Origin of the sequence: Alkalibacterium indicireducens (assembly GCF_039522005.1) — a bacterium.
In the GTDB taxonomy this organism is placed as follows: Bacteria; Bacillota; Bacilli; order Lactobacillales; family Carnobacteriaceae_A; genus Alkalibacterium; species Alkalibacterium indicireducens.
Window position 1 is genome coordinate 1 of the sequence record NZ_BAAADA010000035.1, and the last position, 21,188, is coordinate 21,188.

The 21,188-nt window shown below is 43.5% G+C and carries 28 protein-coding genes and 2 pseudogenes; 8 read left to right on the forward strand and 22 right to left on the reverse strand.

The genetic code is table 11. The annotated features are described in order from the left end of the window. Together ABFX15_RS02360 and tnpA are read right to left on the reverse strand one after the other, a co-directional pair. A partial coding sequence (locus ABFX15_RS02360) for a helix-turn-helix domain-containing protein (RefSeq protein WP_346023925.1) occupies positions 1–278 on the reverse strand: 278 nt, incomplete at its 3' end. 5 nt (positions 279–283) lie between these two features. Beyond that, positions 284–686, reverse strand: a pseudogene (tnpA, locus tag ABFX15_RS02365) (IS200/IS605 family transposase). Positions 687–1,024: 338 nt separating this feature from the next. Here tnpA and ABFX15_RS12115 point away from each other — a divergent pair. From ABFX15_RS12115 to guaA, 5 genes are all read left to right on the forward strand, one after another. Beyond that, positions 1,025–1,336, forward strand: coding sequence for an ATP-binding cassette domain-containing protein (locus tag ABFX15_RS12115; RefSeq protein ID WP_428830578.1), 312 nt, complete (start codon positions 1,025–1,027; stop codon positions 1,334–1,336). Further along, positions 1,333–2,001 (forward strand): ATP-binding cassette domain-containing protein, encoded by a 669-nt coding sequence (locus ABFX15_RS02370; RefSeq protein ID WP_428830579.1) that lies wholly within the window; start codon positions 1,333–1,335, stop codon positions 1,999–2,001. Before ABFX15_RS12115 ends, ABFX15_RS02370 begins: the two co-directional genes overlap by 4 nt. Continuing rightward, positions 1,998–3,518 (forward strand): ABC transporter permease/substrate-binding protein, encoded by a 1,521-nt coding sequence (locus tag ABFX15_RS02375; RefSeq protein ID WP_346023926.1) that lies wholly within the window; start codon positions 1,998–2,000, stop codon positions 3,516–3,518. Before ABFX15_RS02370 ends, ABFX15_RS02375 begins: the two co-directional genes overlap by 4 nt. Positions 3,519–3,951: 433 nt before the next feature. Continuing rightward, complete coding sequence (gene guaB / locus ABFX15_RS02380; protein WP_346023927.1) at positions 3,952–5,433, forward strand: IMP dehydrogenase; 1,482 nt, start codon at positions 3,952–3,954, stop codon at positions 5,431–5,433. A 33-nt stretch (positions 5,434–5,466) separates the two neighbouring features. Next, positions 5,467–7,023, forward strand: a complete 1,557-nt coding sequence (gene guaA, locus ABFX15_RS02385; RefSeq protein ID WP_346023928.1) for a glutamine-hydrolyzing GMP synthase — start codon at positions 5,467–5,469, stop codon at positions 7,021–7,023. Between the two features lie 413 nt (positions 7,024–7,436). Here guaA and ABFX15_RS02390 read toward each other — a convergent pair whose 3' ends face one another. The 7 genes from ABFX15_RS02390 to ABFX15_RS02420 form a co-directional block, all read right to left on the reverse strand. Further along, complete coding sequence (locus ABFX15_RS02390; RefSeq protein WP_346023929.1) at positions 7,437–8,156, reverse strand: DNA/RNA non-specific endonuclease; 720 nt, start codon at positions 8,154–8,156, stop codon at positions 7,437–7,439. A 60-nt stretch (positions 8,157–8,216) separates the two neighbouring features. Next, positions 8,217–8,339: a hypothetical protein gene (locus tag ABFX15_RS02395; protein ID WP_346023930.1), complete on the reverse strand. Its 123-nt coding sequence runs from the start codon at positions 8,337–8,339 to the stop codon at positions 8,217–8,219. Positions 8,340–8,373: 34 nt separating this feature from the next. Further along, positions 8,374–8,607 (reverse strand): hypothetical protein, encoded by a 234-nt coding sequence (locus ABFX15_RS02400; protein ID WP_346023931.1) that lies wholly within the window; start codon positions 8,605–8,607, stop codon positions 8,374–8,376. Positions 8,608–8,645: 38 nt separating this feature from the next. Then, on the reverse strand, positions 8,646–8,834 hold the full coding sequence (locus ABFX15_RS02405; RefSeq protein WP_346023932.1) for a hypothetical protein: 189 nt from the start codon (positions 8,832–8,834) through the stop codon (positions 8,646–8,648). 232 nt (positions 8,835–9,066) lie between these two features. Then, on the reverse strand, positions 9,067–9,807 hold the full coding sequence (locus ABFX15_RS02410) for a glycerophosphodiester phosphodiesterase family protein (protein WP_346023933.1): 741 nt from the start codon (positions 9,805–9,807) through the stop codon (positions 9,067–9,069). A gap of 528 nt (positions 9,808–10,335) precedes the next feature. Next, a complete protein-coding gene (locus ABFX15_RS02415; RefSeq protein WP_346023934.1) occupies positions 10,336–11,226 on the reverse strand; it encodes a glycine betaine ABC transporter substrate-binding protein in 891 nt (296 codons plus the stop codon). 196 nt (positions 11,227–11,422) lie between these two features. Next, a complete protein-coding gene (locus ABFX15_RS02420) occupies positions 11,423–12,880 on the reverse strand; it encodes a catalase (protein WP_346023935.1) in 1,458 nt (485 codons plus the stop codon). Positions 12,881–13,072: 192 nt separating this feature from the next. On the opposite strand from ABFX15_RS02420, the gene ABFX15_RS02425 reads away from it, so the two are divergent. Continuing rightward, positions 13,073–13,630, forward strand: coding sequence for a hypothetical protein (locus tag ABFX15_RS02425; protein WP_346023936.1), 558 nt, complete (start codon positions 13,073–13,075; stop codon positions 13,628–13,630). On the opposite strand, the gene ABFX15_RS12120 is transcribed toward ABFX15_RS02425, so the two are convergent. The 10 genes from ABFX15_RS12120 to ABFX15_RS02470 all read right to left on the reverse strand — a co-directional run bounded on the left by ABFX15_RS12120 (position 13,605) and on the right by ABFX15_RS02470 (position 18,657). Continuing rightward, the gene (locus ABFX15_RS12120; protein ID WP_428830580.1) at positions 13,605–13,880 is read right to left on the reverse strand and encodes an IS3 family transposase; all 276 of its coding nucleotides are present in this window, start codon (positions 13,878–13,880) and stop codon (positions 13,605–13,607) included. The genes ABFX15_RS02425 and ABFX15_RS12120 overlap by 26 nt on opposite strands. A gap of 143 nt (positions 13,881–14,023) precedes the next feature. Next, a complete protein-coding gene (locus tag ABFX15_RS02430; RefSeq protein WP_346023937.1) occupies positions 14,024–14,212 on the reverse strand; it encodes a hypothetical protein in 189 nt (62 codons plus the stop codon). A 494-nt stretch (positions 14,213–14,706) separates the two neighbouring features. Continuing rightward, on the reverse strand, positions 14,707–14,919 hold the full coding sequence (locus ABFX15_RS02435; RefSeq protein WP_346023938.1) for a hypothetical protein: 213 nt from the start codon (positions 14,917–14,919) through the stop codon (positions 14,707–14,709). 33 nt (positions 14,920–14,952) lie between these two features. Further along, positions 14,953–15,105 (reverse strand): effector binding domain-containing protein, encoded by a 153-nt coding sequence (locus ABFX15_RS02440; RefSeq protein ID WP_346023939.1) that lies wholly within the window; start codon positions 15,103–15,105, stop codon positions 14,953–14,955. Then, on the reverse strand, positions 15,102–15,302 hold the full coding sequence (locus ABFX15_RS02445) for a hypothetical protein (protein WP_346023940.1): 201 nt from the start codon (positions 15,300–15,302) through the stop codon (positions 15,102–15,104). Before ABFX15_RS02445 ends, ABFX15_RS02440 begins: the two co-directional genes overlap by 4 nt. 365 nt (positions 15,303–15,667) lie before the next feature. Further along, positions 15,668–15,910 (reverse strand): hypothetical protein, encoded by a 243-nt coding sequence (locus ABFX15_RS02450; RefSeq protein WP_346023941.1) that lies wholly within the window; start codon positions 15,908–15,910, stop codon positions 15,668–15,670. A gap of 50 nt (positions 15,911–15,960) precedes the next feature. After that, a complete protein-coding gene (locus ABFX15_RS02455; protein ID WP_346023942.1) occupies positions 15,961–16,830 on the reverse strand; it encodes an AraC family transcriptional regulator in 870 nt (289 codons plus the stop codon). A gap of 110 nt (positions 16,831–16,940) precedes the next feature. After that, complete coding sequence (locus ABFX15_RS02460) at positions 16,941–17,387, reverse strand: GNAT family N-acetyltransferase (RefSeq protein ID WP_346023943.1); 447 nt, start codon at positions 17,385–17,387, stop codon at positions 16,941–16,943. Positions 17,388–17,424: 37 nt separating this feature from the next. Continuing rightward, complete coding sequence (locus ABFX15_RS02465; RefSeq protein WP_346023944.1) at positions 17,425–18,180, reverse strand: class I SAM-dependent methyltransferase; 756 nt, start codon at positions 18,178–18,180, stop codon at positions 17,425–17,427. A 21-nt stretch (positions 18,181–18,201) separates the two neighbouring features. Further along, entirely contained in the window at positions 18,202–18,657 is a 456-nt protein-coding gene (locus ABFX15_RS02470) for a GNAT family N-acetyltransferase (protein ID WP_346023945.1), read from the reverse strand. 125 nt (positions 18,658–18,782) lie between these two features. Between ABFX15_RS02470 and truA the strand changes: the two genes are divergently transcribed. Further along, positions 18,783–19,523 carry a tRNA pseudouridine(38-40) synthase TruA gene (gene truA, locus ABFX15_RS02475; protein WP_346023946.1) on the forward strand — a complete coding sequence of 247 codons (741 nt, stop codon included), beginning with the start codon at positions 18,783–18,785 and terminating at the stop codon, positions 19,521–19,523. A gap of 79 nt (positions 19,524–19,602) precedes the next feature. Beyond that, positions 19,603–20,004 carry a hypothetical protein gene (locus tag ABFX15_RS02480; RefSeq protein WP_346023947.1) on the forward strand — a complete coding sequence of 134 codons (402 nt, stop codon included), beginning with the start codon at positions 19,603–19,605 and terminating at the stop codon, positions 20,002–20,004. Positions 20,005–20,071: 67 nt separating this feature from the next. Here the strand turns inward: ABFX15_RS02480 and ABFX15_RS02485 are convergent. From ABFX15_RS02485 to ABFX15_RS02495, 3 genes and pseudogenes are all read right to left on the reverse strand, one after another. After that, positions 20,072–20,245 (reverse strand): annotated as a pseudogene (locus ABFX15_RS02485) (PspC domain-containing protein); the annotation flags it as partial. Positions 20,246–20,384: 139 nt separating this feature from the next. Beyond that, on the reverse strand, positions 20,385–20,720 hold the full coding sequence (locus tag ABFX15_RS02490; protein WP_346023948.1) for a carbonic anhydrase: 336 nt from the start codon (positions 20,718–20,720) through the stop codon (positions 20,385–20,387). Beyond that, complete coding sequence (locus ABFX15_RS02495) at positions 20,686–21,030, reverse strand: carbonic anhydrase (RefSeq protein ID WP_346023949.1); 345 nt, start codon at positions 21,028–21,030, stop codon at positions 20,686–20,688. Before ABFX15_RS02495 ends, ABFX15_RS02490 begins: the two co-directional genes overlap by 35 nt. Between the last annotated feature and the right edge of the window lie 158 nt (positions 21,031–21,188).

Genomic DNA, 21,188 nt, shown 5'->3' on the forward strand with positions numbered 1-21,188 from the left:
GGAAATCCAATGGATTTATCCCGGAAGAAATTTTTGTAGGCTCGTTCCAAATTCTGCTGAGCGTTCGCCAATGCCAGACTATCAACCGCTTTCATAAAAGGAAACTCTTCTTTGTACTGAGCGGGCGTATTGTTGAGCATTTGTTTCGTCTCTTTATAGTGGTCGATCTTGTCGCTAAGCATTTGGTTATAAATGAAACGGGCACAGCCAAAACAGTTCACAAAATAGTCTTTTTGCTGGTCGGTTGGGTATAATCTGTACTTGTAGGCTTTCAGCATATTCCTCACCTCACTTCGCCTTGATTATCGATATATTTCTTGATGACTTCAATTGGAGCACCGCCTGTTGTCATGAGACAGAAGCTTCTCGACCAGAACATTTCTTTCCATAATTTCCGCTTCACTTCTGGGAAGTTCTTTTTTATGAGTCGAGAGCTGGCACTTTTGTAGGCATTGATGAATTTTGATAATTCTGTATTAGGCTGGGCTTTGAACAGGATATGAATGTGGTCTTTGTCAACGTTCCACTCAATGAGGGTGATGTTGTAGGTTGTGCTAATTCTTAGAAACATATCTTTTGCATAATCCGAAACAGAGGGGCTGATGACTTTTCTTCGGTATTTCACAACTAAAACAAGATGGTAGTACATTTAAGAAGACTGAATGATTATTGTTGTCCAATTCCACTGTCATCACTTCCTTTTTGTTGATTACTACTGATTATAGTATACCCCATAGAGGACAGATTAACCACCTCAAGCTATAGCTTGACCGACATTCATCTCCCACTTTCACTGGTGCTTCGCCCCCACGCGTTTAGAAGTGGGAGACTTCTTTCGGAATTAGGTTAAAGGAACTCAGTTTGTCATTGCGACGGGTGCCCGTCCTTTCCTTAAGTAGGGCATTCTTAATTAACTTTAAAGCAGATACAAAATGTGACACCCCGCTTCCACCATGAGTATATGATTACAGGTTCCCCAGCCCCTTTGCTATACTGAATGAATAGAGAACTAGGAGGAAGTAATATGATACGTTTCGAAGAGGTGTATAAATTTTATAATGACACCGCTGTGGTCGAGGACTTTTCGCTGGAAATTAATGAAGGTGAGTTCTTTGTCCTGATTGGCCCCAGCGGAAGTGGAAAGACAACAACTCTTAAAATGATTAACCAGCTGATCCACTTAACTGAAGGGACGTTCCTGATCGATGACAAACGCATCAGCGACTATGACCTGCAGGAACTGCGCTGGAATATCGGCTATGTGCTGCAGCAGATTGTCCTGTTTCCCAATATGACAGTAGAACAGAACAGAACATCACTACCGTTCCGGAAATGAAAAAATGGTCTAAGGAAGACATGAAAAACCGTGTAACTGAACTGCTGGATACGGTTGGTCTGGACCCTGATAAATACCGGAACCGCCAAGTTTCTGAATTGTCAGGCGGTGAGCAGCAGAGAATCGGAGTCATCCGGGCTCTGGCAGCTGATCCAGACATCATTTTAATGGATGAGCCGTTCAGCGCTCTGGATCCTATCAGCCGAAGCCGTCTGCAGAAAGACGTGGTCGAGCTTCAGCACAAATTGAAGAAGACAGTAGTCTTTGTGACGCATGACATGCAGGAAGCCATCAATCTGGGCGACCGTATCTGTGTGATGAATCAGGGCAGGATCGAACAGGTCGGTACTGCCGAAGAGATACTGAAGCACCCGGCCAATGACTTTGTCAAAGAATTCCTGCAGACTGGTCTGCCGCATTATCAGGAAGAAAAGACTGTCCAACATTTAATCGACAACGACTACATCACCAGAACCTCAGATGCACCAAGTACGGCGTCGATCGACGCAGATCCGCCAGTTAACGACTTGCTTTTATTGATGGCAGACCATTCAATTGTCAAGGTGACCCATGCCGATCAGGAAGACTGCATGGTTACACGTGACCAGCTGGTTCATTACCTAGCCAGCCAAGTCAATTCTGATAAGGAGGCCTCTGCATCATGACAACTTTAATCGATACTTTCCAGCAAAGAAGTGGTGATCTCGGAACGGCTCTTATCGAACACATGCAGCTGTCCTTTATGGCATTGATCATTGCAGTACTTATCGCTGTTCCGTTAGGCATTTTTCTGATCGGATACAAGCGTATTGCTGAACCGATTATACAAATTACTGCTATTTTTCAGACTATCCCTTCACTGGCAGTCCTGGGTCTTCTGATTCCACTAGTCGGTATAGGAACAGTGCCTGCGGTAATGGCTCTTATAATCTATGCCCTGCTTCCGATACTTAGAAACACCTATACCGGACTTGAAGGAGTAGACCCGTCTCTTAACGAAGCCGCTGATGCTATGGGAATGAGCCGCTGGCGCAAACTGCGTAAAGTACAGCTTCCACTGGCTATGCCTGTCATTATGGCGGGGATCAGAACAGCGATGGTTCTCATCATCGGAACCGCAACAGTTGCTGCTTTGATTGGTGCTGGTGGGCTCGGAAATCTGATCCTTCTCGGAATTGACCGTGGAGACAACAACCTGATTCTATTAGGTGCTGTCCCGGCGGCACTACTGGCTATTATTTTCGACCAGCTGCTGCGCTACTTCCAGAATGCATCATTCAAAAAGACTGCGACCATTCTCGGTTCAGGTCTTCTTGTGATCCTGCTTCTACTGGCGGCCCCCCTAGTCTTCGGAGAAGATGAGGATATCGTCATTTCTGGAAAACAGGGAGTAGAGCCTGAAGTGCTGATGAATATCTACAAACTACTGATTGAAGATCAGAGTGACATTACCGCTGGTGTGGAACCAAACTTCGGTCAGACTAACTTTGTCTTCAATGCGTTACGGTCAGGTGAAATCGACATTTATACAGAATTCACCGGGACAGTCCTGACGACATTCTTCGATATCGTCCCTGAACCTGGTACAAGTGAAGAAGAAGTCTTTACAGAAGCTAGAGATCTGATCTCAGAAGAATACGACATGACACTGCTTGATCCAATGGCGTTCAATAACACCTATGCTCTAGCTGTCACTTCCGAATTTGCTGAAGAACATGATGTGGCGACTATTTCGGACCTTGCTAATGTCACTGACGAGGTTGATGCCGGGTTCACACTGGAATTCAATGACCGCGCAGACGGCTACCCTGGTATCCAGGATATGTATGGCATCACATTCGGTAATGTAACAACTATGGATGCCCAGCTGAGGTACACGGCTATCGAAAGAGGCGACATCAATCTGATCGATGCCTACAGTACCGATGCCGAAATCGAGGAATATAATTTGGTCGTGCTCGAAGATGACCAAGGATTATTCCCTCCTTACCAAGGTGCACCACTGATGCTTGACGCCTTGCTAGATGAGTACCCGGAAATCGAAGAGATTCTATCTGTTCTTGACGGCCTGATCGAGGATGATCAGATGCGAGGAATGAACTACGAAGTAGCCTTTGAAAGTCGATCAGCTGAAGATGTCGCACGTGACTTCCTGATTGATCAAGGTCTGCTTGACGAATAAATTCTTTCAGAAAAACAATTATATGATTATAGTCCAGCTGTTTTTTACGGCTGGGCTTTTTCACTTTTCAAACCTCTATCGATTTGATCAACGTTCGGGTTTTACCCTAATTCGGCGATATAACACAGTGAATATTCGTGTTTCTCTCCTCTATAACTGAACGTTCCGAGGTTTACCTATTGATAACATAATTAATTTTTGATTAGATTTAAATGCCTTATGAGAATAAATACAATTGATCGATCCCTCTCTACCCCTATCACAACAGCTTTTGAAACGGCTAACACTATATTTTAAACCCCACCTATTAATGAGAAGTTTCTCATTGTAAAAAACGCCTGAAAATACTATTTGATAAGCTTCCGCCACTTTGATACACTAATCCTTAAAATTATCAGACCGAACAGCCAAATCTTAAGGAGGATTTTCATTTATGTCACAATGGGAAACGAAATTTGCTAAAAAAGGCTTCACTTTTGATGATGTACTATTAATGCCACAGGAAAGTCATGTTCTACCGAACGATGTTGATCTGAGTATCAGTCTAACCGATAAAGTCAAATTGTCGATCCCCGTATTGAGTGCCAGCATGGACACTGTGACTGACTCCAGAATGGCGATTGCCATGTCACGTCAAGGCGGACTGGGTATTATCCATAAGAACATGTCTATTGAAGACCAGGCGATGGAAGTCCGTAAAGTTAAACGTTCTGAAAACGGCGTGATCATTGATCCGTTCTACCTGACACCGGACCACCTGATTTCTGACGCTGAAGAACTGATGTCCCGCTACCGTATCAGCGGTGTGCCTTTAGTTAATTCTATGGAAGACCGTGTTCTTGTCGGTATCCTGACAAACCGCGATCTGCGCTTCTTGACTGACTACACTCAAGCAATCAGCACAGCAATGACTAAAGATGACTTAGTTACTGCACCAGTGGGTACGTCTTTAGAAGAAGCCGAGAAAATCCTTCAGAAACACAAGATCGAAAAACTGCCGATCGTTGACGAAAATAACCGTCTAAGCGGACTGATTACAATCAAGGACATTGAAAAAGTCGTTGAATTTCCGAATGCTGCGAAAGATTCACACGGCCGACTACTTGTTGGGGCAGCTATTGGTGTAACTAGCGACTCATTCGAACGTGCTCAAGCACTTGTCGATGCGGGCGTTGACGTGATTGTTATCGATACGGCTCACGGACACAGTGCCGGTGTTATCCGAAAAATCAAAGAACTGCGTGAAGAATTTCCTGATGTTGCACTGATTGCCGGGAACGTCGCAACAGCAGAAGGCACACGTGCTCTATTTGAAACTGGCGTAGACGTCGTTAAAGTAGGAATCGGTCCCGGATCGATCTGTACAACTCGTGTCGTTGCTGGTGTCGGCGTCCCTCAGATCACTGCTATTTATGACTCTGCCACAGTTGCTAGAGAATACGGTAAGCCGATTATCGCAGATGGTGGAATCAAGTACTCCGGCGATATCGTTAAAGCTCTCGCTGCCGGTGGACATGCCGTCATGCTGGGTAGCTTGCTTGCAGGAACAGACGAATCACCTGGTGAATTCGAAATTTTCCAGGGCCGTCGCTTCAAAACTTATCGTGGTATGGGAAGCCTGGGCGCTATGAAGCAGGGTTCTAGTGACCGTTACTTCCAGGATTCTAAAAATGAAGCCAACAAGCTGGTTCCAGAAGGTATTGAAGGCCGAATCGAATACAAAGGAAGCCTGCAGGAAGTCATCTTCCAGATGCTAGGTGGACTGCGTTCAGGTATGGGCTATGCAGGAGCAAAAGACTTGAAAGCCTTGAGAGAAGACACTCAGTTTATTCAAATGAGTGGTGCCGGACTGCGCGAGTCTCACCCACATGATGTTCAAATTACAAAAGAAGCACCGAACTATTCCGTACGCTAATTGATAAAAATTTCTAAGATAAGGGTGAATTGAGTGACCTCTACTATTGATACGACAACATTGGAAAAACTGATCGTTCTGGACTTCGGAAGCCAGTACAATCAGCTGATCACACGCCGTATAAGAGAATTCGGTGTCTACTCCGAACTGCTTCCGCACACAACAACTGCAGAAGAACTGAAAAATATGAACGTTAAAGGCATCATCTTCTCCGGTGGACCGATGAGTGTCTATGACGAGAATGCCTTCTCGATCGATCCGGAAATATTCGAACTGGGTATTCCGATTCTAGGTATCTGTTACGGCATGCAGCTGATGACCTACATGCTTGGCGGGGAAGTCAGCCCAAGCAAAAACCGTGAATACGGTAAAGCTGAAATCAGTGTACAGGACCGCACAGCCGCTCTATTTACAACACTAGAGGAAGAAGAAAATGTCTGGATGAGCCACGGGGATTACGTGACTAAAAGTCCGGAAGGCTTCACTGTCACAGCTTCAAATGATCACTGCCCGATCAGTGCCATCCAGAACCTGGACAAGAACTTCCACGCCGTACAGTTCCACCCGGAAGTCCGCCATACAGAAAACGGCAATGAAATCTTACGCAACTTTGCCTTTGGCGTCTGTGAATGCTCAGGAAACTGGACCATGCAGAACTTCATCGACATGGAAGTCGACAAAATTAGAGAACTTGTTGGCGACAGGAAAGTCCTGCTTGGATTATCAGGCGGCGTCGATTCAAGTGTTGTCGGCGTGCTTCTGAATAAAGCCATCGGGGACCAGCTGACCTGTATCTTTGTCGACCACGGCCTGCTTCGTAAAGACGAAGGCGATCAGGTCATGGCCAGCCTAGAAGGTAAATTCGAACTGAACGTGATCCGCGTCGATGCAAAAGACCGCTTCTTAAGCAAACTGAACGGTGTGTCCGATCCTGAACAGAAACGTAAAATTATCGGAAACGAGTTCGTCTATGTCTTCAACGACGAAGCAGCAAAACTTGACGGTATCGACTTCCTGGCTCAAGGAACCTTGTATACCGATGTGATCGAAAGTGGAACAGCCACAGCTCAGACCATCAAGTCTCACCACAACGTTGGCGGACTCCCTGATGACATGTCTTTCGAGCTGATCGAACCGTTAAATACTCTATTTAAAGACGAAGTCCGTGAACTCGGACTTGAACTGAATATGCCTGAATCCCTCGTCTGGCGTCAGCCATTCCCTGGACCAGGTCTAGGGATCCGAGTGATCGGTGAAATCACTGAAGAAAAACTTGAAATCGTCCGCGAAAGTGACGCGATTTTAAGAGAAGAAATCAAAAAAGCTGGCCTTGACCGCGACATCTGGCAATACTTCACGGTCCTGCCTGGCTTCAAGAGTGTCGGTGTCATGGGAGACGGCCGCACATATGACTATACAATCGGTATCCGTGCCGTTACTTCCATTGACGGTATGACCGCAGACTTCGCCCGCATCCCTTGGGACGTCCTGCAGAAAATATCTGTCAGAATCGTCAACGAAGTCAAGCACGTTAACCGCATCGTGTATGATGTTACGAGTAAGCCACCTTCAACTGTTGAGTGGGAGTAATACTTAATAACGAATTTAGTATTAAGGTTCTCATTTTAAGAGTTATTCTAAAATGCCCCCATTTTGTAATAGTCTACAAAATGGGGGCATTATATTAATTGATGAGTAGTTTCAAAAATATACAGAGGTAAGGACTTTCCCATAGAAATCAGACATAGCTCGTTAAATTTATGGATCTTTCTAGCGCTATTTATTTTTGGTCTCGTTCTTCATACATTGGAGGTATCATTTTTCCTGGTTACTCTTCCAATCGCTATTATCTTTTATGTCATTATCTACAATACGGTTAGGCTGATCAGAATAGAAAAAGCAAGCACCACTTCCAGACAATAATTATAAAAGGCATGCCATGGAAAATAAAATTCCGGCATGCCTTTCTCATGTTCTTTTTCATGTATCTAAGCTCGGTCATATTAATCCGCCGGCCAGTGATCTCCGGTCTCATAATCCAGTTCGATGCCATCCTGCTGGTTGGGGACGAACACGTTGAAGGTCAGAGTTTCTCCGTCATCGTCTACAGAGAAACCTTCCATGATAATGCCGTGGGCAAGAAGATTGTCTCCTTCAAATAATGGCGTGATCCGGTAGCGGACCTGCATCTCTGTTTCTTCGACCACATTGGCGACGAAGTTTTCAAATGGCAGCATCCCCTCGGCGTTAAACTGACGTGTCCCGGTCATAAGGTTCTCACGCCCATCATACCCAGTCATCTGGTGCCCGATTAAATGGCTGCGGTTATATAACCAGTTTCCTGACACAATCTCGTAGTTCCCCTGATTCCATCCAGTTGGTTCGATATGTCCGATTGATCCGCGCTGTTCTGCCGGCATCAAGTCGATATCAAGCAGTGCTTCCGCTACGCCGACGCGGCCAAGTTCATCCAGGTCGGCATACGTATGAAAGGGTTCACTGACTTCCAGTTCTTCATTAGTGAAGAATGGAATATTGTCATTCACTTCTAAGTATAGTGAGTCGATGGGTAAGTCATCCGGTCCCGGAATATCCGCTTCTGCTATTCCGCTAACAGTGCCTGAACTGCTTTCCGTCAGCCCTAAGGCGTCTTCCAGAAGGTCACACCCACTCAAAAATAATGCCGAGCTAATCAGCCCGACCGCTGTAACTTTTTTCAACATGTAATCAAAACACCCTTTATTCCTCCGAGCAGCTTTACTTATTACTAGCTACTCTATTTTTTATAACACATATGCCAGAATTGAACCGATTGCCAGGAGAACCAGAATGACTTTCAGATATTTGTGTGTTATTTCCTGTACTTCTACTCGGTCAGCAAGCAAGTCCTTCATTGTTTTATTCATCAGGCCACACCTTTCCTACCAACAGCTTATCAAATCAAGCTCCCGTGTACCAGGTCAGAATGCCTAAAACGGCAAAGAGGATTGGTATAATCTGTATAAACAAAGCAACAAGTGCAGCCATAGGTACCCAGCGTTCCGTTTCGTAAGTCTGTGTATAATTCAGTATGTAAAGCGCAAACCCTATTCCCAGAACAGGAACAAGGTACGCCAGCATAATGAACATAGGCAGTTTACGTGAATCAAAAGATTCGATCTCATTTGTGTTCATCTGTTTGAGCTCCCTAAATTCGTAATGGTAATTCATGTCTATTTCCGGTTGATCCTCTTTCTTCTGATATAGAAAATATACAGATAAAAGAGCCCCAACATGGCTATATAGACAAGTCTCAAGTTAACTAAAGTCTGGTTGAAAGCTAATTCATAGGCGAAATTGTAAAGCAGCAAAAAGAGTATTGCCGAAAATGCGACTGCAACGGTTGTTTGTTCTTTCTTCATAACATACCCCTTTCGGACATCATTGGGTCTTTGACCTTTCCACGCTTTATACAATCTTTGTACGTTTAATCGACCTTTTTACAAAATTATAAGACAAAACGTGATAATCAATTATACACTGAACAGGTTCCGATTGTCTTATAATTCAAACTGGAAAAGGATAATAAAGGGGGAAAAACAGAAAAGAGCCTGTAAATGCGCTCTTTCCTGCTTAAATTAGGGAGAATATGGGTTAGACGACTTCCAATTGTTTTTCCTGAATGGCTTTCAGGCGATTCGGATAGTCTGTGATAATAGCATGAATTTTCGGGTGTGAGGCTTTTATTAAGTCTGCTCTCTCATTGATGGTCCATGTGTTGACCCCCAGCTCATATCGCTGAGCAGTTTCGAGCATCTCTTCATCAATGCACAAGGCGTGAGGATGAATATAATCCATACCCAGCTCTTTGGTCAACTGAATAATATGTTCGTTACAGCCGGGAACAAGAAGACCAGTCTGAACCCCTTCAGATAATTGCTTGACCCGCGCCATATTGTTTCGATGGAATGAAGAAATTATCGTACGATTTTCTAACCCGTATAATGAGATTAAATCAAGGACCTTTTTTTCGAGGCCAATATCTTCACCTGTTTTCGTTTTCAGTTCGATATTAGTCAGAAAAATCTTATCATGTGCCCATTCAAGGTATTCAGACAAAGTCGGAATTCTCTGATCAGGCAGCCCCTCCTGAAGCACGCCATCAACCGACCAGCTTCGCACCTCTTCCAGTGTCATCTCGGCTATATAACCTGTCCCGTTTGTCATTCGGTCAAGTGCTTCATCGTGGAAAATGACAACTTCTCCGTCTCTAGTCTTCTGGACATCGAGTTCCACCCCATCCGCACCAGACAGAAAAGCTTCTTCAAAGGCAATCATCGTATTCTCAGGAAACTTTCCGCTGAACCCACGGTGGGCCAGATTAAGAGTTCTCATGATACAAGGTGCTCCTCTCTTGTTTTGTTAGCGATCCTTTGATAGACAACCATAACTTATTCCTTCTAATCGATATTTCAGCTAACCTCCTTCTAAAGTTTTTGTACCGACTCGATAAAACTACTTCTTATCCTACAATCATAAGCAGGACTTTAGCCCCGTAGTTTACTCACATATACGCTCCATCAGAATGAATTACAGGCATGCATGGATAAAAAATGTTCCACTTTTTATCTGCGAGGCTTTTAACAGTCTGTCGAATCATCATTTAGCAATCTTTATTACCATGATTCTATTTATCTGATTGATTTCAATATGAACTTATTGTGTGCTTATTCTGCACATAACTATCGTAGCAACCCATTGTAAATCCCCTGTAAGAATCACGCTGTTTTTTGATGATCTATGTAAAAGTTCAACACAAGCTGAAGTAGCATATTTACAATTCGACCATTTTAAATCACAAACAAAAAACCGCATACTCAATGCTAGGTACAGCACATAAGTATGCGGAAGCACATTATTTAATTATCTTGCAGGTAAGTCTTCTACTGATTCGATATCCATGTATTCAGGAACGACAAGGCCGTTCAAAGCTCCGGACATATTCGGCCCCAAATCATCGATCTGGTCTTCTACTTCATCGTAGAAGGCTCCAAATGTTACGGGCAGCCACGGCGCTAAGCTCGCATCGCCTTCTCCATAAGCAATCGCCTGAAACATCATGACCGGGTCAACGCTTGTAATCGTTACTTCGTATCCCAGCTCTTCCAGGACGAGCTCCATGACATGAGAAGACGACCGTTCAGTATCCCAGGGGGTCGAAACGAGATGGAACGCTTCATCTTCAACGGAATCTATTCCCTCTGTCCACTGGTCTACATCTTCTCTATTCTCTTCTACCCAATCAGAAGCAGCTTGTTCAAAAGGGATATCCTGAGCAGTGAGCATGACTTCCTGCATATCCGATATGTCCCACTCGAAACGTTCAAGTACTGCGTAGGCTTCAGGCTTGTCTGCCTCTAAACCTTCACGGGCAATGGTATGGATAAATTCTTCTTCTCCAAGAGAGTCTTGTGGATCATCAAGAAATTTCAGATCGTATTCTTCAAAAATCCAGTGTGGTCTCCATCCGGTCACAATGATCGGCTCCTCATTCTGGATCGCCTGGTCAAGTGAGGTGATCATTCCGGCGGTGGAACTCGTATGTATGTCCCAGCCTTCTAAATTATCGTAGTCTTCCAGCATATCTTCGGCTAATTCAGTCGTGCCGGATCCAGCTTCTATACCAGTAATCGTGTAATCCAGATCTTCCCACATGGTATCGGTCTGTTCCTCAGCATCTCCTCCATCACAGCCTAGTAATACGAATGCAACAGGTAAAACGGCTAATGCTTTGCAATAGCTTTTGTTCTTCATCATTTCCCTCCTATGTTTATGCCCGTCTGAAGATTATCTTAGGGAGATAACATCCTCATTCCTATATGTAAGGACTACCCTTCAAACACGCACGGTTATTACCGTAACATAGATAGTTGTATCGTTCAAATGGTATGGACGCGAGAAAAAACCGGAAGCTCTTAACGAGTCCTCCGGTTCTATAGTTGCATGTTTTTTATACTGTCGGCACACTCATATCCAAGTGGTTCGCAACACCTTCAGCCAGTTCAGGTGTAACCTGGTGGAACAGTTTCAATTGACGCTCGATGATCTGCTCATCTCGAACCCCTCTTAAGTGATCCGCAAAGTTTTTATACAGACGACCGCGTTCTTCTTCAGAAAACACTTCCATGATCAGCTTACGCGGCTGAGAGAAGTGGTCTGCCTGGTCATAAGGCACACTGTCCGCTTCACCTGATACTTTAAACGGCTTGAAGTTATCTTCTCTTGATTCTTTGATGCCATCGTAGCTGTTCGGCTCATAGTTTACTGCTTTCCCACCATTATGATAAGCCATCTGTCCATCGCGCTGATGATTTCTGACTTCCGCTTTAGGCGAGTTGATCGGCAGCTGGTTGTGGTTTGTTCCGACACGGTAGCGGTGAGCATCGGCATAGGCAAACAGACGACCTTGAAGCATTTTGTCAGGTGACGCTTCAACTCCAGGGACAAAGTTACCTGGTGAGAATGTAGACTGTTCTACTTCAGCAAAGTAATTTTCAGGGTTACGGTCAAGGACCATTTTACCGACTTCAATTAGCGGGTAGTCTTCATGAGACCAGACTTTAGTGATATCAAATGGATCGTACGCATATTGAGCCGCTTCTTCTTCAGGCATGATCTGAACTTTCAGAGTCCAAGACGGGAAGTCGCCCTCTTCAATCGCGTTGAATAAATCTTCCGTATGATAATCAGGGTGCTCTCCGGCAATCTTAGAAGCAGTTTCCGGATCCATATTCTTAACGCCCTGGTCTGTTCTAAAGTGGTATTTCACCCAGAAAGACTCGCCGTCTTTATTAACCCATTTGAATGTGTGACTGCCGTATCCATGCATGTGGCGCAGCGTCGCAGGAATCCCGCGGTCAGAATGCAGAATCGTGATCTGATGCAGTGATTCTGGAGATAGTGACCAGAAGTCCCATATCATATTAGGATCCTTCAAGTTTGTCTGTGGCACACGCTTCTGTGTATGAATAAAGTCAGGGAATTTGATTGCGTCTCGGATGAAGAAAATAGGTGTGTTGTTACCAACAATGTCATAGTTCCCTTCATCTGTATAAAATTTCACTGCAAATCCACGTGGGTCACGTACAGTATCAGCCGAGCCCAGTTCGCCGGCAACTGTAGAGAAGCGGATGAACATAGGTGTTTCTTTTCCTTCTTCAGAGAAAAGATCTGCTTTGGTGTACTTGGCAATGTCCGGGTTTGTTACTGTAAAATGGCCGTGAGCACCTGCACCTTTTGCATGCACAACACGTTCAGGCACACGTTCGCGGTTGAAGTGAGCCAGTTTCTCAAGTAAGTGAACGTCTTGGATTAAAGTTGGGCCGTGGGTACCGGCAGTCATTGAGTTCTGATTGTCTCCAACTGGAGCACCAGTGGATGTTGTTAATTTACTATTATTCTCAATCATCTTATGTATCTCTCCTTACATTTTATGAACTACTATATTATAATAGATATAAACTGAAAAACCAAGACCCTATTGCAAATATGCCTTTTTATTTCAATGATATGCTTTTTTAAGTTGAAACTAAGGCAAACATGTGTTAACTTAATGATTGTAAGAAAACTATCTAAAACATACATAAGGAGATTGGTCTATATGAAAAAACTGAACACAAAAACAGTTTTACTTGTCCTTTCAGCAATCGTCACTCTCATGTTAGTCGCTTTACTAACAGACGTTTTACCCGTTTACAGTGAACATGGTCGTTCAATGATCGTGGGAACTCTTGCTTATATCGCTATGGGTGGTATAGTTTTATCCAAACCACTGGACAACAAGCACGTCGCTGCCGTTTCTGGGATCATGAGTGCCGGATTCATCGCGGCTCACATTCTCATTGAAGCTGCTTTATTCTCAACTATGGGTATTGCAGCAGTCACTAACCCATTTGGTTATGCGGCTGTCGCAGCGCTGATTTTATCAGGACTGGCGTTCGTCGTAAGCAAAGTCAAAGCACTTGAAAACATCAGCCTGTACGTGAATGGCTTTATGACAACTGGAGTGACCCTGGTTTATTACCACGTGGCTTCACTTGCTCCTATCAGAGCATCACTCTTATTCTTTATCCCGTTCACTCTATTCTTCGCATGGACTGTCGCTCAATACGGCATGCAGGTTTCAGAAGTAGTTAAAACACGCAGACAGACTGCGTAATATAAGATAAACCGAAAGACCAGTGGCCCGTCATACAGTGACCCAAAAAAGTCAGACTTTTTTCAGAGCAGATTATTCTGCTCTTTTTTTGTGAGCTCAGTTTAATATTATTGTTTGTCAATCTGCACTCGACAGGACTTACTTCATTTAGTTTCCCTTTCCTATTGTAGTTATAATAGTAGATAATATAGTCAGTAATTGCTTTCTTTAATTTTTCAAAACTTATATATATTCTCCCGTTTCCATTCATATAACCCTCAACAATCTTCAATCTAACTTATAGCTATAGTTAGCCATAAAAACACCCCCAAAAGTTAGATTTTGAGGTCTAACTTTTGGGGGTTTGCACAATTTGCACTATGAAACGATTCTTAAAATTATATATATTTTGTTTTAGCTAGTAATATCTACGAAACCATTCCTTGGATAGTAGTCTCTTCTGTCATAATAACTTGCTACTGTACTACCCGGATCAAGCACATTTTGAACAATTGTTCTTATCAATGTACCAACACCAGTTACTTCCTTGATACCGATAGCTAAGAGCTTAGCCACTACTTTTTTAACTAATAAATTAGTCACATATGTAGCTCCTTTTTTTAAGACGATAGTTTTTAAAGCATAAGTAGTTGCTCCACCAATAGCTAACGATACAACTGCATTTACACCAACAGCAACAACTTTATTCGATATACTAATTTTTCCTTTTTTTACTGCCGCATTAACCTTAATAAAGAAAAAACTTTCAAGTGCTGCGAAAATCCCTTCTTTCTCACTTTCTTCCTCCTCAACTAGAAAGTGCTCTGCGTTACCTTCTAAAAAAGCTTCAACGTCTTCAACAAATTCAGCTTCGTTGAAGCTCGGATCTTCTTTGTTTTCCTCTGATATAGCATTTTAAATTACCTCATTAATAATATCTAGATCTTCTGTACTTAACTCGTCAAATTCAATATTACTTTCTTTTATATCATCGTATGTAACCAGGTCAGAAGCAAGCGTTCCCTCTCCAAACACATTCACAGGTAGGGACGTGAATACCATTAAAAGTATAGTTATTCTTTTAATAAACTATTTGTTCATGCTGTTCCATCCTTTCTAATCGTCTTTTTTGACTTTCTACCATCCCTTATATCGTCGATGTAAGACATGAAAATCCATGAGAATATTCCACAAAGAACTATTGCAAAAAAACCATTTGCATTATCAGATACATATAAAAGTATCAAAACCACCAGCAACCAAATGACAATGAAAGAAATCCAACACTTGATATGTTTTGTGAGAGTCATTACGATTCCTCCTTTTTTATTAATCGTTCTAACTTAATTTGGCTGTTTTCCCACGGGCACCCAAAGCTCACAGAAGACATTTGCCTCTTTTTCTTCAGGATAGAATTCATAATCGGTCTCTTCGAGCAACTTATAGCCTGACTGTTCTTCGAATTCTTGGTTTATCCTGTCCCACCTCTCACTCACACTGCTCGGATTAGTTCCGATACACTTGAATACCGCTCATTTAGAAGAAGAGAGTGTCCACAACTGATAACCGTCTGCACCTCGCCTCCATCGTGAGGCACACCTATTCCGAATTCAAACGTCCCCTTCTCATGAGATATCGGCGTACATGCACCATAATTATTGGAGATTGCAACATGCTTTTCCAAAACTTGCATCGCACCTGACTCCATACTCTTTTTCCAGAAATTTGGAATAGTATAGGATACTTTCCGGGGTCGGTGATAGCTTCCGATGGAAACTGCTCCACACTAGCCAGCAACGTAATGGGCTCCCGTTCGACAATTCTGTATTCCATATCTATTTCTCCTTTTTTCTCTTATTTACCTTCACTTTCCTCTCAGCCTGTCGCTTTCTCTAATTACTTTCTAGCTTCAGGCCTTGCGGAACCCCATCCCCAATCTCACCTTTATTCTACTCCTATATCCATAGAAAAACAGCTATGATTCCTCAAAATTATATATAAAAAGAGACCCCTCAAGAGCTCTTTCATCCAAACTATAGAATTGCCACACACTTTTTACTATCGTGTGCCGATATACAGCAGAATGTAACTGACTATGTAGACAAGTGCAGTGGCGGATGTCACTATGTAGAGAATCGTTTCAGATCGTGACAACAGACCCTGTTTCTTTTTCTTTCTCAAAGACCTCTCAAGAATGATCGCGACAATAAATAGTATAAGTATAGACACTTCGTTTAAACTTTCCAGTACTGAAATCAATGGTCCTACATCCCCTTCTGGCAACAGATTCTCAATTAACAACTAACGTAACACAAAAAGGCACGCTATTTATACAGTGCCTTTTTGTGTATTTAATTTTTCTTTGCCACCGGGATCCATATTTCACAAAACAGATTGTCTGGTCCATCAGCTGGATATAATTCAAAGTCCGTGTCATCAAGCATGTCGTAGTCCGACCCTGGTAGAAACTCTTTAAATATGCACTCCCAGGTGTCTGCTATGCAGTCTGGTGTGTCACCGATACAGGAAAAAACTGCCCACATTGTCGGGGTCACGTCCCAGACCTGATACCCCTCAGGGACTTCGCTGCCATCATAAACCATTCCGATGCCGTAATCAAAATAGAGACTGTCCTTAGATACAGGCGCACAGACACCATAAAAATCGTCCGTTTCTGCATGCTGCATCAGTTCTGTAAAGACGCCCGATTCTCTACTGTCTTCCCAGAAGCCAGCTATCTTATTGACCTCTTTTCCGTTTTCATCCACAGCTTCCGTTTCAAACTGCTCGACCTTGGCAATCAGCTGAAACGCTTCTTTTTCGACTATTCTATACTGCATGATCGTGCCTCCTTCTGTTGATACTCTTATCACGAGGCGATTGAAACTGTTCAACGGAGCATCCGCTTTTTTAGCTTTACTTGGCGTGATGCCATGAAACCGCCGGAACGCTTTGGAAAAACTTTCAGGAGAGTCATACCCATATTTGTAGGGCAGATCGATGACTTTCACATCTGACAAAGTAATCTCCTGGCCAGCCATCGACAGGCGCCGGTTCCTCATGTATTCACCTGGCGTCACATCTGTGATCAAACTGAATATCCGCTGAAAATGAAACGCCGATAAATAGACATGCTCGGCCACATCGGCATAACTAATCTCTTCCAGCAGATGGTCTTCCATATACTGAATGGCCTGCTGAATCATCTGAAAGTAATCCATATCGCTCACCTCACTTCAAAGTATACGTGCAGAAGGCACACGTTTCCTGACAGGGATTGCTCGAATGTGTCAGGTTCAGTACGGTTTACTTTTTATAATTTTGATTCTGTTCACTTATGAAAGTGCAGCACGTATTCATTAAACTCGTCATTGAACGAATCGTCTTTAAATCCTAAGTCCCTGAGAAGGCTCCCCATGGCTTCGTTTCCCTTGACATAGTCGGCAATCAGTACGGTATGGTCTGGGTCATTTTCGAAGCGTTCAATGACCGCCTGCACCGTCTGACGTCCGTAACCTTTTCCTTGGTACTGCTTGTCGATCATCATACGCCAGATCATCATTTCCTTCTCTTCAAAGTCCAAGTCAAGCAGTAAAAAGCCGACAACGGTCTCCCCGTCTTGGACAGCAAAAGGAAAGACATCCTCGTTTTTTCGGTAAAGGTAACATTCCGCAAGTGAGCGCACATTAGGCGCGACGAATTTTCGCTGGTGTTCATGAAGGTCCAGCTTAATCACTGCTTCAAAATTATTCTCGTCAATAGGTACCAGTTCGACCATCTTAATCTCCTTTGCGATACTGAATTTTCAGGAATTATCAGGCCTTCCTGACTTTCAGTATCATAAAATCTGGTGCTCTCAAGTCTTCTTTGAAATCCGGATACTTCTCCAAATATTCTTCAGAGGGAGCAGGTTCAATTAAGGTCTCAAGTGTAAAGCCGGTACTGAATAATGCATCCATATACGTCGTCAATGTCCGGTGGAAGCCGAAAACTCTCTCTTTTATCCCGAACCGCTGCTCAAACTGCCCTTCTTCAAAGTAGTGATCTGTTTTCCAGTGAAGGTTATTGCCATGTTCATCTCTATACCAGCCACTTTCAGGTGTGACGAAACAGGGGTGAAGAATCGAAAAGACAAACGTCCCTCCCGGTTTCAGCACACGATGTATTTCGCCTAATACGCCATCCAAGTGAGCTACGTCCTGAATGGCCATATTCGACATGACTTGATCAAACAGACTGGATTCAAGTTCATTCAGATTCTCCAGATCAGCTTGTCTGTAGTCGATAGCTGCATCGTTTGATGTACGCTCACGGGCGATATCGAGCATGCGAGCAGAAAAATCTACGGCTGTCACATGAGCACCTTTTTCCGCAAGCAGTCGGCTGAAGTACCCTTCACCACAGCCAGCATCCAGAATCTTCTGACCGTCTACGTCTTCAAGCAAGGACAGGATAGTCGGCGTCAACAGTACTTCTTTATGCAGATCCCCGAATTTACTGGTGCGCTTTGCATAGTCTTCCGCAAACAGATCCCACCTGCGTTTGGATTCCCTTGTCACTTCGTTGGTCATTTGACTCCTCCTATCCGCTTTTTAAATCAACACTTTCTCCAATGTAATACAAGGGACACCATCTTCAAGATAACTGTCCCCTTCTCTCGTGTAGCCAAGCTTTTCGTAAAAAGGTGCCGCGCTCAATTCGCCATGAATCTCGGAAGCCATGCAGCCTTTAGTCCGAGCATAAGCTTCCAGCTCTTTGACCACCCGTTCACCAAGACCTTTTCCACGGTAATCGTTTAAAACAGCAATTCGACCGGGCCGAACAGTGCCTTCCTCCATTTGAATAAACCGACCTGTGGCAACTGGTTTGTCGTTATCATACAGTACGACATACACCGTCTCATCGTGGTCTTCACTGTCAAATTCATTTTGAATGGCGATGTCTCTTTCCAGAACGAACACCTTCATTCGGACAAAATATGCCGCTGCCTGATGCCATTTTTCACTGCCAATATGTACGCTTAAGTCATTATTTCCCGTGTTCTCCATTGTCATGCCCCCTATTCAAGTATTCCCGTGTAATGGTTTCCCGTTTAGTATATCATAGAGAAGAAGGCACACTATGCCAATTTTTTTCACCAGAATCATCAAACTGAAGAATTAAGAGGGATACTATGCGAAATATAAAAATGACGATCGAATATGATGGCGGCCGCTATCAGGGATGGCAGAGACTGGGTCATTCAGACAAGACGATCCAAGGAAAAATCGAACACATTCTTACACAACTGACCGGAACAGAAACGGAGATCATCGGGTCAGGCAGAACAGATGCCGGGACGCATGCCAGAGGACAAGTGGCTAACTTCAAGACAAATTCCGATATGGACTTGAATGCAATGCAGGAGATCCTGATTAACAATCTGCCGCAGGACATTATTGTCAAAAAGCTCGAAGACGTGCATGACCGTTTCCATTCACGCTACAACGCAACATCCAAACAGTACAGTTACTATGTCTGGAATCAGACTATCCCTTCAGCATTTGAACGGGGATACAGCTTCCATTATGCTGAAGAGCTGGATCTGGACAAGATGCGTGAAGCGTGCGACAAGCTGGTCGGCAAGCATGACTTCATCGGCTTTTCTGCGCTCAAGAAATCAAAAAAGTCGACAGTCCGAACACTGGACAGCATTACCATCGAACAGGAAGGCAGCCTGATTCACTTTACATTCAAAGGAAAAAGCTTCCTGCATAAAATGGTGCGCGTACTGACGGGGACTCTTCTGGAAATCGGATCAGGCAATCTATCAATCGACAGCATCGATGAGGTGTTTGAAACAGGCGTCCGAAGCAAAGCAGGACTCACTGTGCCGGCTCAAGGACTGTTTCTGGATGAAGTAACGTACGACTGATGATTGAGTTCTAAGGATGCCCAGCTGAATGACTTAGTGCTGTCAGTTTGAGTATGGTTCACTCGAAAGGTAGGCTTATATGAACTTAAATAATACGTTTCTGACTAAGCGCTTCGTTTTTTTCACTCTCTTTTCCGCACTTCTATTAGCTGGCTGCGGGTCAAATGACTTATTTGGTGATGACTCCGAAAATGTGGCCTTTATAGAGGTAAGGGACTATGATTCCGATGAGTTCATTACCACTATAACTGACTCTTCATTTATAGATTCTCTAGTAGAAGAGCTGGAATACGCTGATACAGGGTCGACTGCTAATATGGATCTCATGAACCCAGAGTACACTGCCCTGTTTTTAGACAGTGAAGAACAAGTCATCCAATCATTCGGTTACTACGTTGATGAGCTGAGTCTAGGTGTAATTGGATGTTATCACACTCGGGACACCTTGTTTGCGGTCACCACAGAATTACCTATAAACTAAAGTAACGCAAAAAGACCCAGTTACGGGTCCTTTTGGTTCTTGATCAATAGCTTTCTCCAGATAATTTTTAGAATAGATATTTGTGCTCTTCCGGTAGAACGTTTGCCAATATTACGTAAATGATAAACATCTGCGGTCCCGGAATCAGTATAAATAGCACCCTCACTAATGTTGGGGACAAGTCAAAATATTCAGCGATACCTCCACACACACCGGCTACTGCTCGATTTTTGACTGACCGTTTAAGCTTTTTGTATTACATAGAGATCCTTCTTTCGCTCATTTATGCCTAATCATAGCATAGTGTTGAATCCCGCAATGCTCCTCATTATTCTGATGCTTCTATCTTGTCGCAATAATTCAGAACCTTCATCAACTATTTAGTGCACATTCTGATACTCATCAGACACACAGAAGGAATCTGTTGATTCATCATACACAGAAACACTACCTGACTTGATGTCGTAGTACCAGCCTTCGATTTCCAGCTCGCCTCTTTTCAAGCGTTCTTGGATCTGAGGGTAACTTTTCAAATGTTCGACTTGTTCGATCACATTCATTTTTTCCATCAGTCTAGCTTTAGATCGTTCGTCCATGTCTGATTGAGCCGCTTCAATTTTCTCTTTCACACATTCAAGCGGTTTGAGGTAGTGTTGAGTAAATGGCAGCTGTTCTAATTTCTTAGGCCCTTGTAAAGCAGCCGCACACCCCCCCACAGTTTGAATGCCCGCAGACAATGACCTCTTCCACACCGAGCACCTCAATCGCGTACTCTATAGAAGAAACGGTAGTTATATCATTTTGGCTGACTTCATAAGCCGGAATAGTATTGGCAATGTTTCTTATCGTAAACACTTCTCCAGGATCACTGTCCAGAAGCATGTCCGGACTGACGCGGGAATCCGAGCAGGCAATAAACAAAGTATGCGGATCCTGAGTCTGTTCCAAATCATGATACAGTCGCTCATATTTTTTATATGTTACTTCTTTATAAGTTGTTAATCCAGTTTTCAATCGTTCAAGCATGTCTTTTCCTCCGAATAAAATCACTAGCATCTACTATACCATAATTTACAGGTTTCAGAAGAGTAAACGTATCATCATTTTCAATGTCTAGCAGATACGTTTAAATTACAGTAGAATGCGTTACTGTTCTTTTCAATGTTCCTTCTACCAGGCTTACA

What these genes read in the sequence shown, in the direction of transcription:
- ABFX15_RS02445 (WP_346023940.1), bottom strand. Translation starts at nt 15,302, where the DNA reads ATGCAAGTTTTGGAAAAGCATGTTGCAATCTCCAATAATTATGGTGCA.
- ABFX15_RS02375 (WP_346023926.1), top strand. Translation starts at nt 1,998, where the DNA reads ATGACAACTTTAATCGATACTTTCCAGCAAAGAAGTGGTGATCTCGGA.
- truA (WP_346023946.1), top strand. Translation starts at nt 18,783, where the DNA reads ATGCGAAATATAAAAATGACGATCGAATATGATGGCGGCCGCTATCAG.
- ABFX15_RS02425 (WP_346023936.1), top strand. Translation starts at nt 13,073, where the DNA reads ATGAAAAAACTGAACACAAAAACAGTTTTACTTGTCCTTTCAGCAATC.
- ABFX15_RS02415 (WP_346023934.1), bottom strand. Translation starts at nt 11,226, where the DNA reads ATGAAGAACAAAAGCTATTGCAAAGCATTAGCCGTTTTACCTGTTGCA.
- ABFX15_RS02455 (WP_346023942.1), bottom strand. Translation starts at nt 16,830, where the DNA reads ATGGATTACTTTCAGATGATTCAGCAGGCCATTCAGTATATGGAAGAC.
- ABFX15_RS02470 (WP_346023945.1), bottom strand. Translation starts at nt 18,657, where the DNA reads ATGGAGAACACGGGAAATAATGACTTAAGCGTACATATTGGCAGTGAA.
- ABFX15_RS02420 (WP_346023935.1), bottom strand. Translation starts at nt 12,880, where the DNA reads ATGATTGAGAATAATAGTAAATTAACAACATCCACTGGTGCTCCAGTT.
- ABFX15_RS02410 (WP_346023933.1), bottom strand. Translation starts at nt 9,807, where the DNA reads ATGAGAACTCTTAATCTGGCCCACCGTGGGTTCAGCGGAAAGTTTCCT.
- ABFX15_RS12115 (WP_428830578.1), top strand. Translation starts at nt 1,025, where the DNA reads ATGATACGTTTCGAAGAGGTGTATAAATTTTATAATGACACCGCTGTG.
- ABFX15_RS02480 (WP_346023947.1), top strand. Translation starts at nt 19,603, where the DNA reads ATGAACTTAAATAATACGTTTCTGACTAAGCGCTTCGTTTTTTTCACT.
- ABFX15_RS02460 (WP_346023943.1), bottom strand. Translation starts at nt 17,387, where the DNA reads ATGGTCGAACTGGTACCTATTGACGAGAATAATTTTGAAGCAGTGATT.
- ABFX15_RS12120 (WP_428830580.1), bottom strand. Translation starts at nt 13,880, where the DNA reads ATGAATGGAAACGGGAGAATATATATAAGTTTTGAAAAATTAAAGAAA.
- guaB (WP_346023927.1), top strand. Translation starts at nt 3,952, where the DNA reads ATGTCACAATGGGAAACGAAATTTGCTAAAAAAGGCTTCACTTTTGAT.
- ABFX15_RS02395 (WP_346023930.1), bottom strand. Translation starts at nt 8,339, where the DNA reads ATGAATAAAACAATGAAGGACTTGCTTGCTGACCGAGTAGAAGTACAG.
- ABFX15_RS02405 (WP_346023932.1), bottom strand. Translation starts at nt 8,834, where the DNA reads ATGAAGAAAGAACAAACAACCGTTGCAGTCGCATTTTCGGCAATACTC.
- ABFX15_RS02435 (WP_346023938.1), bottom strand. Translation starts at nt 14,919, where the DNA reads ATGACTCTCACAAAACATATCAAGTGTTGGATTTCTTTCATTGTCATT.
- ABFX15_RS02495 (WP_346023949.1), bottom strand. Translation starts at nt 21,030, where the DNA reads ATGCTTGAACGATTGAAAACTGGATTAACAACTTATAAAGAAGTAACA.
- ABFX15_RS02465 (WP_346023944.1), bottom strand. Translation starts at nt 18,180, where the DNA reads ATGACCAACGAAGTGACAAGGGAATCCAAACGCAGGTGGGATCTGTTT.
- ABFX15_RS02370 (WP_428830579.1), top strand. Translation starts at nt 1,333, where the DNA reads ATGAAAAAATGGTCTAAGGAAGACATGAAAAACCGTGTAACTGAACTG.
- ABFX15_RS02400 (WP_346023931.1), bottom strand. Translation starts at nt 8,607, where the DNA reads ATGAACACAAATGAGATCGAATCTTTTGATTCACGTAAACTGCCTATG.
- ABFX15_RS02390 (WP_346023929.1), bottom strand. Translation starts at nt 8,156, where the DNA reads ATGTTGAAAAAAGTTACAGCGGTCGGGCTGATTAGCTCGGCATTATTT.